Annotated in this window: 9 protein-coding genes and 1 other RNA gene; 1 reads left to right on the top strand and 9 read right to left on the bottom strand. The window is 38.7% G+C overall.

Annotated elements, in window-relative coordinates; all coding sequences use genetic code 11:
* Positions 1-47: 47 nt before the first annotated feature.
* The 8 genes from ACSZOX_RS00225 to ssrA all read right to left on the bottom strand — a co-directional run bounded on the left by ACSZOX_RS00225 (position 48) and on the right by ssrA (position 11,045).
* Entirely contained in the window at positions 48-1,082 is a 1,035-nt protein-coding gene (locus tag ACSZOX_RS00225) for a hypothetical protein (protein WP_437917686.1), read from the bottom strand.
* A 2-nt stretch (positions 1,083-1,084) separates the two neighbouring features.
* A complete protein-coding gene (locus ACSZOX_RS00220) occupies positions 1,085-1,555 on the bottom strand; it encodes a DUF1810 domain-containing protein (RefSeq protein ID WP_437917685.1) in 471 nt (156 codons plus the stop codon).
* Positions 1,556-2,023: 468 nt separating this feature from the next.
* Positions 2,024-3,763: a hypothetical protein gene (locus ACSZOX_RS00215; protein WP_437917684.1), complete on the bottom strand. Its 1,740-nt coding sequence runs from the start codon at positions 3,761-3,763 to the stop codon at positions 2,024-2,026.
* Between the two features lie 1,567 nt (positions 3,764-5,330).
* On the bottom strand, positions 5,331-6,236 hold the full coding sequence (locus ACSZOX_RS00210) for a hypothetical protein (RefSeq protein WP_437917683.1): 906 nt from the start codon (positions 6,234-6,236) through the stop codon (positions 5,331-5,333).
* Positions 6,237-6,255: 19 nt separating this feature from the next.
* Entirely contained in the window at positions 6,256-6,951 is a 696-nt protein-coding gene (locus tag ACSZOX_RS00205) for a hypothetical protein (RefSeq protein WP_437917682.1), read from the bottom strand.
* A gap of 91 nt (positions 6,952-7,042) precedes the next feature.
* On the bottom strand, positions 7,043-8,152 hold the full coding sequence (locus ACSZOX_RS00200) for a helix-turn-helix domain-containing protein (RefSeq protein ID WP_437917681.1): 1,110 nt from the start codon (positions 8,150-8,152) through the stop codon (positions 7,043-7,045).
* Between the two features lie 56 nt (positions 8,153-8,208).
* On the bottom strand, positions 8,209-10,095 hold the full coding sequence (locus ACSZOX_RS00195; protein ID WP_437917680.1) for a serine hydrolase domain-containing protein: 1,887 nt from the start codon (positions 10,093-10,095) through the stop codon (positions 8,209-8,211).
* Between the two features lie 582 nt (positions 10,096-10,677).
* Positions 10,678-11,045, bottom strand: a transfer-messenger RNA (tmRNA) gene (gene ssrA / locus ACSZOX_RS00190).
* 204 nt (positions 11,046-11,249) lie between these two features.
* On the opposite strand from ssrA, the gene ACSZOX_RS00185 reads away from it, so the two are divergent.
* The gene (locus ACSZOX_RS00185) at positions 11,250-12,389 is read left to right on the top strand and encodes a hypothetical protein (RefSeq protein WP_437917679.1); all 1,140 of its coding nucleotides are present in this window, start codon (positions 11,250-11,252) and stop codon (positions 12,387-12,389) included.
* Between the two features lie 63 nt (positions 12,390-12,452).
* Here the strand turns inward: ACSZOX_RS00185 and ACSZOX_RS00180 are convergent, their stop codons facing one another.
* The gene (locus ACSZOX_RS00180; RefSeq protein WP_437917678.1) at positions 12,453-13,748 is read right to left on the bottom strand and encodes an NAD(P)/FAD-dependent oxidoreductase; all 1,296 of its coding nucleotides are present in this window, start codon (positions 13,746-13,748) and stop codon (positions 12,453-12,455) included.
* Between the last annotated feature and the right edge of the window lie 60 nt (positions 13,749-13,808).

The raw sequence follows: 13,808 nt of genomic DNA, 5'->3' as shown, positions 1-13,808 counted from the left end.
GGTACTACGATGGCTGTGTGTTAAGTTGATGAGAAAACCATCAGCAGTTAACGAAAATTAATCGTAAAGGAGGTTTCCGAAATTGTATATTTTAGGTCAAGCCAGTTATCAAAAAAGCGGAGTTTATCGGTTAATTTGGAGAATACCAATTCTGAACCTGGTTTATTGGAGATAGTGACCGAGCGTTGACTGAAACTGATATCAAGGTTGCCCAGTATATAGGCCGAGTCGAATCCACTGCCTTCAAAGGCCTTAACTGGTTCTATGGTATCTACTATCCCTAAGAGGTAAAACAAGGGAAAATCTTTAAATTTCAGTTTTCTTAATCCAATAAGGTTTTGTAACCCATACTTATGATACAAGGGTTCGTCTTCTTTTTCCGGTAGCCATATATTATGCAAAGAAATGGCATTGGCAGCCATTTTATATTGATAGATAAGGCTTGGGCCCCAAAAAAGTGTTTCCTCCTGTTCCCGTTTCTTTTTCTTTCTAATTTTATATAAGCGGTCGTACAATAATATACCACCCAATAGGCCATGATCAATAACCTTATAGCCGCAATTTCTCCTGTAATAAAAGTAGGAATTTCTTGCGTTCAAAAGTCTCTGGGTATTTGACCGGAACCTGGTATCAAATAAAAAATGTTGAATGCCGAAATGGGCCTTCAAATCATCTATTGTTTTGATACTATCCAATTTTTTCTTCTCATTCTCATCCCTTTCATAAGCATAAGCATTATCGTGGAACAATGCGATCAGGAACCATATAAAGGGAAAGCTTTTGTAGCCGGGTGCATTGGTATTCATTTTATATCTCCTGTGCAATCCCGTTTTATAATAAAGTAGGATGCCAAGGAAAAACACAGAATTAATATGATCGGGACGGTGTAAAGTATCAGAGTCAATACCTGATGTATTAAAAACATCTACTTTTCCGGCACGTTTGAAGTAACGATATATAAAATGACTATGAGCATTTGTCTCTGTAAATGGGATTGGCAAAGGGTCATTATCTTCTATCCCATGGTAATAGTCCCAAAGGTAAGGTGATGCATTCTGGATTTCTTTAAGTATGCTTTCCATAATTAGAGGTCAATTAATCGTTCAGAGCAGGGGATATTTTTTAGCAAATCCAGTGTTTTATCATCCGGCAATCCATTAAAGAATTTGTCCAGAACATGCCGGAAAACAGGATGTGCATTTGGAACCCGTGAAAACAAGGTCATTGACGAGCGAAGTTTCATATTATCAGGACTTCCAAATATCTCAACAGCGGTTTTACCCTCTATGGTAAGAATAATGGTAGCAATCTCTATTAAGTGTTTTCCCAGAACGGGATGATCGAGATAAGCTGTTGCTTCGTCAATACCGTTTATTCCATAATACTGTGCTGTATCACTGTGACCAAGGCCTTTAAGCTGGGGAAAAATATACCACATCCAATGCGAGCTCTTACGGCCTGCTTTCAATTCAGACAGCGCTTTGAGGTAGGTCTGATTCTGTGCATTTAAAAACCGTGTCAATCCCATACTACTTTCAATACATATTTTTTTCATATATAAAATTATAATAAATATTTGTAAGGCCTATATGGTTTGCCGCATGCATTTTGAACAATATTTATTTTAGGCTCCGGTGAATTTGCCTCTATAGTTTAATGTATTTTTATAAAGAAATCCTCTTTCATCTGATCCCTTTTATTTTACTGACAATCCATTTGCTGCAACTTAATTCAGCAAATGGTATAAGATAGTCTTTGAATAAAAATAGGATGTATCCGATAAATACAAGAACAAAAAGAAGGATGAGTATTGATTTTTTGCCGGGATTAGAGCTATCCATTTTAATACCCAAAAATTCAAATTTGAAATGCTCAGTAGTTTTGGTCTGTTTCATTGTATTAGTATTTAAACACAACAAATCTCGTACAGCAACAATACTTTTTCAGGAACAGGTGCCAGTAATTTTAAATAAGGCTTGTTCCTGTTGATTTTCAATTGGTTATTGTCTATATCCGTTTTTTATTAAGATGATAGCGACAATCTATGCCATTGCTTTACTTTTTCTACTGCAAAATTTTCATCTATATTTTGAGTATAAAAAAAATCTGACCTTATAAGCAAAGCTGCTATAATGCTATAATATCTAAGGGAAGGTAAATAATCAAATTCCGCAGGAGGCACTTCAGCCAATAAGTAGTCATAAAGAGATTTGACAAAGCGTACGGCAAACCGCTGGTGTGGAAGGGAAAAATGTAACTTGTGCCTTACAGAAAAAGAACCATTGTCCGACCTTTTAACCGATGTTTGGAGCAAATCAGAGTCTATCTCCACCTTTTGAGCTTCGGCATAGCATTTAAGGGCCTCTTCAATGAGGTATAGAGGCAATCGCTGTTCAAGTTTATATTCGTTATTCTGGCCTTCGAGCTTATAGCTAAAAGAGGTGATAGCGGTACCTTTCTGAAGGCTGGTAAATAGTTGTTTGAAATTCTCAAATTCTTCAAAGCGCTTATCCTGTATAGTCTTATTGACAGAAAAATCCGACCTGAGTAACCAACGTATCTGTTTAAGGCATTGTGCGAGATGTGCAAAGTCGGCCATCAGCGGCTCCAGGTCGAATCTTTTTGCAATATATCCTGCGATAGACAGTATGTCAGCTTTCTTTATTTCTTCTCCCAATTCCATAAAATCTGCTTCAAAGTATCTTAATAAGCGTGCAGCATTATGTGGGACTTTGGCCTGGGTAATCATCGGCTTAATTTTGTTGCGTTTGATCCAATTACGGACAGTTCTAATCTTATCGCTTTCCGGTGCAGCATCATCCGCCACTTTAATTAGTGAAAATTCAAGTAAGCCGGCAATACATTCCATAAGTTTATTGGGTGTCTTCACATCGCCAGTAAGTCTGTATAGGCCTGTTTCTATAAACATGTTGTAAAAGGAGAGTGCCAGTTTATATTTGAATTGATGCTTTTCCTGATCCTCTTTAAAGCGATCGGGATATCGTGCCAGATCGAGCCGCCAGTTTTTGTATGGTAATCCACCGTAATAATCGCGGAAATGTTCTACAAATTCCTTAGTAAGCCATTCATGTTCCAGCCCTATGGTTTCATCATTAAAAACAAAGTTTATCTTGAGCAGCTTAGAATCAGGTATATCTCTGTCCGGAGCTTTTCCCGAATTATGTCTATTGAGCTTTTCAATTATACGTATTGCCTTTGTAGTTTCCTTTTCAGCTGATGCTACAAGCTTTTGCATGTCAGGCCTTTCCCAAAAAGCTATTTTTTCCGTGTAAATGTTTTGGGCTATAGCAATGAGCTCAAAGATGAGATCCCTTACCGGAAGCAGTCCATAATCATTAATGAAATTAATGATTTCAAGGTATTTAGTTTTGGGAAGTATCAATGAATAATATTGGTGGCCAGGTAAGTATCCCTCATAAAAAGATTTTTCCTGAAAAACTTCCTTAAAGAAGCTGACCAGTAAGCTAAGCTGATAATTATCAGTTTGTATATAAAAGTCAAAAGGAGGGAATTCAGGGGACTTATAAAGCTTCAATTCAAAATACTCCGGATCTTGGGCTGCCTTTGCCAATCTTTGGGCAGATTTGCTATGCAAATCGAAGTGAGGCATATAATGCTGCATTTTCTCATCATAGAATTTGAACACATAAGTGTAACGATTTTTTCGGCTTTCCTGCCAATTGTATTTGCCCAAGTTGAGATCAATATCGCCAATGTGGTTTCTTTTTGGATTATCGTCCATATATGAATTTGAATATTAACAGAAGGACCCGATAATATACAGCCAACGGCGGATCCTTATTAAAATTAATAATATTATTGCTTGAAATAATATTACAGTCCATGTTTTAGTTTTATATTTTTCATTTTACTTTTTTCGTGGTATTGCATGAAAGTAGGAGCTTCTCAAAAGCTTCTCTTTCATCAGCTTTACAAGTAAATGCTTGAGCGCACAAACTACATTTAACTGCTATGGAAGAACAATTAAGGAGAAAAGTTATTCATAAAAAGGCAGCTACACTTTTTAGCATAGTTTCCAGCGAATTTTTTTTATAAATTATGATAGTATAGATATTATTAACAGCGGTTTGGCCTTAGATCCATAATCTGGATACAATTCATTGTATAAGTGGGAAACTAAAAGCAATTTTATGCTCTTAAATAGAGTTATCATTTTATTGCAGCTTATAGCAATTTGCTGCCTATTTAAAAGTAGTTATCAGTATAAGCCTGTGATTTAGTCATCGGCCTAAAAAGAAGCTCGGGAGAGCGGTGTCCAGTGAAATGGAAAAAATAGGCGTTGATTTCACTTGTAATAAGGCACTTTGAATAATACCCTATGATACTTATAAGGCTGACCGGCAAAACATACGCCTGAAGCGTCGCTCGGAAATACCTGGCGCTCCATTGCCTGAGATTTCCGTACACCAGTAATGGCGGCTCGTTTACGCCGTATGCTCCGCTAAATATGCCTGATAAAAACCTGCAGACAAATAGCCAGAACATACTGTCTTCTTTTAGATGCCTGCCTTTTTTTTAAATAAAGCGAATAAAGCGTTACTGTTTTAGATTTTTTATATTTAATGGCCAAATACTACAGCGTCGATCCATGTAGCTTGGATGCCGAATCCTTAAGGAGAAATCGAACTTTGGAAAAACAATAGGAGAGTGGCTACAAACCTCATTTTTTGCGTCATTGATAACAAAAGACTAAATAATTTTGTTAAAATTTTCGAACTCTAAATGAACCTGTTTTAAGAGCTTGGTTCATAGTTTTTTATGGGTATAAAAAAAGGAGACAACTTCTATCAAGTGTCTGCTTAAGTGGGGTCATGAGAGTTCAATAGAACCTTTAGTGCCTTTATTACAGTTTATTAAGAAGATAAAAATAGGCAAATAGAATGATATGGGATTACCCTATTTAGTTCTATTTGCCTGTTTTTTTTAATCAAAATTTTAATGTTATGAGAAATGTAATTTTGTTTTTTATTATCAACATAGTTGTCGTCATCGGTTTATTTGCGGCATTAAGTATGAAAACTCCTTGGATTGGATTTACTATAGTAATTGTAGCGTGGATTTGGCTTTTGAATAAGTTTTCTACGCCATCTTAGATTTATTTTCACTTACGAGTATAATATTCTAATAATTTATCATATTCATATCCGCAATGGACTCCGCTTTATGAATCAAGGGAAGCAACTCAATAATTGCGACCATTTAAAAGTTTTGATAGGAATACTAATCTGATCCGTCCTCTCTTTTCATTTTCCGAAGCTTATATACTGTATGTCTTTAGTCAAATCATTTCATTGGTCGAGCCAATGAACGATATTGAGCAAAAACTGGGCATTCTGTTTTGCGTCCGGATGATTCATTCCTCTTTTTTCACTTTTGATGCCATGGAGTTGTGCCGAAAAAGGAGCACCATCTCCGAATACTACAATCCTACCTTTCCCAAATTGCAGGTAAGCTCCGTTTGCAAACCCTTTGCCAGACAATCGGGGAATATAGTCTGGAATAGGTCTTTTTATCTGATTAGCATCATTTGGTAGGTAGATGTCATATTCTTCATTTAATAAAGAAATAATATGCGCCTTAGTTGGTACGATAAAGCCAGTTCCACCCCAGCACATGATACTGTCTATTTCTTTATCCGATCCAGTGGTTATTTGATTAGATAACAGTGTTTCTCTATCCTTTGAAAAGATCTCGGGACGTCCATTCTTAGGTAAGGCAAAACCGTTCACGATATGAATACCAAATGCCGCACCAAGCGTTTGTACAGATCCGCCACAAGGCATGTGGTCGGTGACTAGGAATAGGCTTCCACCATCAAATACCCATTGGCGGAGAGTTTCTATCTCCTGATCGGTAAAGGCTGAATAGGTGGGTAATTTCCAGTTTTCCGGATTATATAAGGCATTTATGCTGATATAGATTTTTACTTCCTTTAATTGATCGTAAGAGATTTTTTCTTTAGCACTTCGGAGGCGATATCCATCAGCCTGAAGGAGATCTGAAAAAGGAGCGTAGGCTCCTCTCAAAGTAACCGGATTGTTGTGTGCCTCGTCAAATAGGAGTAGAGGTCCATCACCGACCCGGTGGTGCGGATCGGTAATGGGATAATGAAACTGTTCATCTGCTACCTGTTGGGCTCTAAGCTGAGCTTTACCCAGCAGCAGCAGGAATAAGCAGGCCATAAATCTGTTCATATTATTTTTTTTATTAGGATTATTGATCAGTCTTTAGCCAAAGATCATTGTCGAAACACTGCATTTGCTGCACCTTTCCATTGGCAACAGAAAATGTTAATGGGAAGGTACCATCATCATTGAGGAAGAAAAATTCCGAACGAGGAGTAAATGAAATTGTTTTGTTATCCCACAATTGTGTAAGCATTAAGCCTGTTGAGGAGGGGGCTATTTGAATCTTAAAGTTGTTGTCATTTACCTTTAGATAAGTTCCGGCAAGCTGTTTCAGTTGGGATGCGGTTAGAGTCGCAATTTTATTGGGGTCAAATGGTACGCGCTCACATACAATTCTACCCAGGATCTTGGTTTGGCTAAAATCGCCGGAATCATCCTTTAAAAATTCTATGGCATATCCTTCGTTTTTGGATTCAAAATGCGTATCATCTTTACGGACCAGCTGATATCTTTTTTTCTGATCCCACAGCTGTGTCGCATACAGGTTGTTATCTTGCTCCTCGAAAGCAATGAAAGCTACTTTATTGGGTAGCTGGTAGTAACCTTGAAATGATTTTAGCTGAACCAACTGTTGTTGCTGGGGGCTATCTTTAGGGCTGGACTGTGCAAATGTATCAATCGAAGCAAAAAGACAACATGCTCCCACCAGAAGACCATATGTTGCTTTGGAAAATTGGCGGATCGCTCTTGAGTACCCGCTTGGTTTGGTGTATTGTATCATAATTTTTTTTGTTGATATGATACAAGAGTAGGCCTTTTTGATAGGCTAACCGTCCGAATGGATGCAATCGAACAAACTTCATTGCGTCGGGTTAGTTTGATTGTTTACTATGGACTTTCATATATTCTGTCGGCGTAATGCCTGTTGCTTTTTTGAAGCTGGCATAAAAGGTTGTTCTTGAATTGAAGCCTGCCCTTATTGCGATTCCAAACATATCAAGTTGCTTGGCCTCTTTGGATAATAAAAGTTTTTTCGCTTCCTCCGTGCGAAGCTCATTGATAAACTGGTAAAAATTTTTCTCCAGTCCATTGTTTATGATGTAGGACAGATCATGCGGATTGATTCCGATATGTTCCGCGAGGGATGATAGTGTTAAAGCCGGGTCGAGATATAGCTTTTCAGCTGTTGTTTTCTGTACTAGTTTTTCTTTTAATGCGTCTACTTGTTGTGCTGTCAGCCGCTCTTCGGCTTTAACCTTTTTATGCTGCGCTTCGTTGATGAGGTTTTCTGTAGACTCAATTGTGTAAATTGATCGTTGTGTTAGCGTTGCGTACCCAAGTGCCACTGTGCCCATAAAATATAAAATTGGGGCGACAGCACTGAAAACTAAATGAACCATAGCCAGCAGACGGACAACAATCATCAATAATAGCGCAATCAATAGATACTTTAACCAGGCCATGTTTATCTTTTCTGTATAGGAAGATAGCTGGCGAATGTTTTTCTGGTGTATTTTAAAGAGGTTATAACAGGCAATCCAATAAAAGATACATTGTGCAAAAAAGAAATATTTGATAGCAAAGATGATCCATTGCGGTAATTGAGGCGGATGGATGTGTCTATTAGAAAATCCGGGTATTAAATAGATGATGGAGAAGAAAACGAAAGCGAGGAATGGAACAAAATGTAGTCCCCAATACCGAATTTTTGCTGTTGGTTTGACCATGTAGTGAACGGCCAGGTAGAAGCATGGGAGTGTAGCCCATCGCGGGAGTTCCAGCGTATGGATCAATCCATTGCCCTCGATATGAAAACCTTCAAGAAAAAGCTGGGTAAATAAGCATGCCATCAAATAATACCAAGTCCCAAGCCACCGGTCTGTATGGGAACAACTGTGGTTGACACCCAAAAAGATTAAGGTGCCGAGCAGCAGAAATGCACCAGCCGAAAAAGCATGAAAGGTATACAGTATATTGATCATGGGCCGTAACATGTTGTCATTGTAACGTGAATTTAAACATAATTGATCAAATGGTGCTACATCATCCAGATGGGTACTCCGATCCAACCATTGATGGATAGAAGGGCGACAAGATAGCATAAAAAGAAGTTATTTAAGACTAAGAACAGACGAAGCCATAATGGATTCAGTCGAGACCAACGGCTATAAAGCAACAAGCTGCTTACGACAACCAAAATAGCAAATAGGAGCATGCCCAGAAAAATGGAAAAACTTGTTCCATTAAAAGAGACAAATAACTCTTTATGACTGGCGTCTGTTTGTCCCATGAGACGATAAGCGGCTAGAAAACAGTATGTTCCTACTGTTGGCAATAAAGGAATGCCTAGGTCTATCAGTTTCATTTTTCGAAAGAGCGTAACAAATATTCCGATAAGGCTATAGATGAGATAAATTAAAATAGCCATAAGTCCAAGATAGATAGGCAACTTTTGGATTAAAACAGAAGCCCGAGATACTTTGCGATAGAAACTATTGCCATAACCTTGAAAGAAGGGCTGGCCGTTGGGATCTTTGGCTAACACAAAAGCCGGGAGAATATCATCTTTTAGCCGGAAGATGCCATTGCCAACATGGACAAGAGAATCGAGCTGTCCGTTTTCTTTTCTTACGACGAGTCTATCCTTGCTGACCGCCGTTAGTTCAATGGTGCCAAAGATACGTCTGTAAAATTCCCAGCGTTCATTTTTGGGATTCATAAATTGATAGTATCCGAGTAGTGGTTTAATTTTTTGTTCATCTATCGGTAGACTGACCGGTTTTGGTGCAGAAATGTCCTTTGTCAAAAATTCTTCAATAGCCTGTGAGATTGGCCAAAGATTGACAACACTATTGGCTGATATCGCATAGGCTATACCAGCTTTACGGTTAAAGAATAACCAGGATACAAAGCCTTCCCCTTTACCATTGTGCCCCCGTAAACTGACCTTTTTATTATTCGGGAATAGATCATTGCCGAGGGCATATCCGGTCTGTAATCCAGCGCGGCTCGCTAAGGTACTGTGAATGGTCTCCATTTCCTTCAGGCCGGCATTGTCCAGTAAGCTGCTGTCGGTACGATCATTGAGCAGATAAAACATAAATTTTGCCATGTCCTCAGCAGTGGATACCAAAGCACTTCCGGCCCCATTTCCGATAGGACGATAGAATGGCATTGGTCTGTATTCCCCATTTTGAAAGCCATAACCTGTAGCATAGCTGGGGCTCTGAGTACCATCAAGATCAAATAAGCTTTTGTGCATTTTTAATGGTGAAAAAATCTGCTCTTCTAAATACCTATTCCAAGGCATGCCTGAAACTTTTTCAATCATATAGCCGAGTACATTATAACTAGGATTGGAATAGGACATCATCGTTCCTGGTCTCCAGCGTACTGTAAGCGAATTGCTAACAGCTTTTATGGCCTCGATACCAACAAGAGGCTTTTTTTTGCTTAAATCTACCATGCTGTTGAGTTGAACATCTTCAAAGCCGGCGGTATGTTCGAGTAAGTGAACTACCCGTACCGGATCTGTAGCTTCCCAATGATTGTCAAATGGTATTTCGGGCGCGATATCACGAATACGGTCATTGAGTTTTAGCTTACCTTTAGCCACTAATTGTTGTATACCCATTGCCACGAAAAATTTGGTGACAGAGGCGAAGTGAAATTGCGTTTGATGTTCTACTTGACGACGTTGTTTAAGATCAGCATAGCCCAGTCCACCCGAGTACAGTATACTGTCTTTTTTTACAATAGCAACCAGTAGACCGGGTATATGTTCATTCTGAATCACAGTATCTAAACGTCTATACAATTGGCTAATATTGCTGTCAGATTTTGTAGCTGTGTTTACCTGTGCTGATGCAGTAAAATAAATTGCCACAATGAACATTGCGAGATAGAAAGTTTTTAAGTTGATCATAAGCTTTTCTTTTTTGCAAATTAGCAATGATCTTTACTGGTCTTGTCCGTGTCCATCCAAACGGATAAATCTGTTAATGTTTTTTGAGTGAATTCAGATTATTACAATCTCGCTAACAGAATTATATAGGGTCTATTAATAATTTGATCTATTCCATTCGTCATTACCTTTCGATTTCGAATTGTCCTTATCTTTTCCTTTGCTAAATTTATATACCATAGATAATTTTATTCTTCTCGTATAATAATATTGGTAATAATATTGCGATGTAGCATTAATAAAACTATTCCAGAAAGGATTGTAACTTTTAAAAATATCATTAAAATTTAGCACAATAGTAGATAATACTGTAAATTGTAATACCGATTCATGTGTTTGGAATGACAAATCCTTAAGGAGATATCGAACCCATGAAAAAGGAGTGTAGGGATACCGTAAACCTTGTTTTTCGCCTCATTGGTAACCAAAGACTAAAAAATTTTGTTAAAATTTTCGAACTCTAAATGAACCTGCTTTAAGAGCTTGGTTCATAATTTTTTATTGGTATGAAAAAAGGAGACAACTTCTATCAAGTGTCTCCTTAAGTGGACCCGGAGGGATTCGAACCCTCGTCCAAACATAGTATGATTTACGCTTTCTACATGCTTAGCTTCTCTTTAGTTGTCGGGAAAGGGTAGGTGAGTCGCTTACCTATACCGTTTTCCTTAGTTGCTTTATCTTACCTATGTTGCGCAACCTTACACAGGCCAGTTCTATTGTTCGATGCCCCACATGTTAAACCAAAGAACAGGATCTAACGGGACAAATAGCTATGTTAAGTCTAACTTAAGCAGCTAAGGCGTAGTTTTCTTCGCCAGTTATAAAGTCGAAAGTTCAGATTTAAGTGCTAGACTCACAATGCACTGCATGCTTACATAACCATCGCTATCCTGTCAATTCCGGTCGAGCCCAGTTATGTATTTGAGGTTACAAATGTACTAAAAAAAATGTTTTTTTTAAGTTTTAACAAAAATTAAGTGAGGAGAGAAAACAATAAAAAAAGACTAAATACTTGTAATTATAGCCTGATTATTTTGTGTATAATAATAAATTTCTCTAAGTTTAGAGCAAACAAAGCTGACCATTTATTGTTTAATAACAAATATATCATCGAGATGGCAACAGAAAACAATGAGAACAAGGGAATTACTCCAACAAAGGATTCTTCTACAACCCCAGAAGTGTCGGAAAAGAAAAGTACTACGGAGACCGATAAATCGGTAGCAAAGCCAGCTTCTGCTACGACAGCAGCAGCAAAACCTGCAGCTAAGCCTTCAACAGCGGCAAAGCCAGCTTCTACTACAGCTACTGCAGCAAAACCTACAGCTAAGCCTTCAACAGCGGCAAAGCCAGCTTCTACTACAGCTACTGCAGCAAAATCTGCGGCTAAGTCTTCGACAGCAGCGAAATCAGCTCCAAGTACAGCGGCAGCAGCAAAACCGGCGGCTAAGCCATCGACGGCAGCGAAATCAGCTCCAAGTACAGCGGCAGCAGCAAAACCTGCAGCTAAGCCTTCGACGGCAGCTAAACCTGCATCAAGTACAGCGACTGCTGCGAAACCAGCAGCTAAGCCTTCTACGGCAGCGAAATCAGCTCCAAGTACAGCGGCAGCAGCAAAACCTGCAGCTAAGCCTTCGACAGCGGCAAAGCCAGCATCGGCTACAGCAGCAAAACCTGCAGCTAAGCCTTCGACGGCAGCTAAACCTGCATCAAGTACAGCGACTGCTGCGAAACCAGCAGCTAAGCCTTCTACGGCAGCGAAATCAGCTCCAAGTACAGCGGCAACAGCAAAACCTGCAGCTAAGCCTTCGACAGCGGCAAAGCCAGCATCGACTACAGCAGCAGCAGCAAAACCTGCAGCTAAGCCTTCAGTAGCAGCGAAGTCTGCTTCAAGTACCGCTGCTGAAGCAGCGAAACCTGTGGCAAAGCCAGAAGCTGTTAAAAAGACTAAGGATAAAGCAAAGCTTACAAAGAAAGAGGAAGCTAAACTGGAGAAAGAATCGGCTTACAAAGGTGAAGTGAAAGAAAAAGTTAAAGAAGGAAAAATTGCAGAGAAGAAGAAAGCTAAGGACGATAAGAAAGCCGAGAAGGTTGTGAAATCTAAACCAAAAGCTGAATCTAAAAAGGATAAGAAAAGTAAAGAGAAAGTTAAGAAAACTGAAGATGGCTTGGTGAAAAAAGTGAAGAAGATTGTGGAAGGTGTCCTCAAGAAAATAGAAAAGAAGGATACAAAATCTAAAAAGAAAAAGAAATAAGGATATAAAAAATAAGGTCAATTTAAATTGACCTTATTTTTTATTGTATAACTAGCTCTAGAACTAGTTGTTTGTACGAACTTCATTAGCATCTCGCTTACGTTCACTACGAACAATGACACGTAAGTCTGAATTCGCTGAATAGAATGACCAAATCCAATTACCTAATAATTTCCATTTGTTTCGGAAACCAGCGATAGGCACAAGGTGAATAAGAAGCCATGTCAACCAAGCAAATAAACCTTTGAAAGAGAAGTTTGGTAAATCTGCTACAGCACGATACCGGGATATTACGGCCATACTTCCTTTGTCCCAATACGCAAACGATTTGAGACTCTTGTTTTCGTCTATTGCTTTAATATTTTTTGCCAACAAAACGCCTTGTTGCATCGCAACCTGTGCCAGTTGTGGGTGACCATTCGGGAATTTTGGATCTGTAGTCTGGAAACAAATATCGCCGATTGCAAAAATGTTGTCATATCCTTGTACGTGGTTGTACTGATCGACAAGTACGCGTCTTCCGCGACCGAATTTCTCAGCAGGTAGTCCTGGTAGCTCTCTTGCGATAACACCTGATGTCCAAATTAAAGTCTTTGTAGAAATCTCGGTGCCGTCACTTAAAAGAACGACATCATTTTGATAATCTTTTACAGCAACATTTAATGTGATCTGGATGCCTAATTTCTCCAAAACGTCTTTTGCTTCTTGTTGAGCGACCTTACTCATTGGACCCAACAAAACAGGAGCCGCATCGACAAGATGGATTTTTGGTTTTAGACCTGCCAGTTCTGGATATTCTTTATTGACAATTCTGTCACTTAATTCGGCGATCATACCGGATATTTCAACTCCTGAAGGGCCTCCTCCCGCAACAACGATATTGAGATAAGAATCTCTATTTGGTTCGTCCTTGCGTTGTATATATTCTTCAAGATTCAAAAGGATCTTATTACGAATAGCCAAAGCATCTGTGATATTCTTCATTGGGAAAGCATTTTTCTTCACGCTTTCCATACCGAAATAGTTCGTTTCGGTACCAACTGCTAATACCAAATAATCATAGTTAATAATGCCGGTATCTGTCTCGATGGCATTATTAGCACTATCAATATTTAGTAGTTTACCCAGATGAAAGGAAAAATTTTTATGTCTTCTAAACATCTTCCTAAAAGGCATACTGATGTTTGAAGATTCAATAAAAGCTGTAGCGACTTGATAGATAAGGGGAGGAAAGAAATTGTAGTTGTTGATGTCCACAAGGGTGATGTGGTAGCGGGAGTCGTTGCCCAAGGATTTTACGAAGTTAATACCTGCAAATCCACCACCTACAACAACAATATGTTTTTTACTGTCTGCCATAAAAAAGCTGTTCGTTTGTTTAATTATCTGTTAGACAGGTGTTAAAACAATGAAGTCACA

The sequence above is a fragment of the Sphingobacterium sp. LRF_L2 genome (assembly GCF_965644235.1).
Classification (GTDB): domain Bacteria; phylum Bacteroidota; class Bacteroidia; order Sphingobacteriales; family Sphingobacteriaceae; genus Sphingobacterium.
This window is presented reverse-complemented; position numbering and strand designations above follow the sequence as displayed.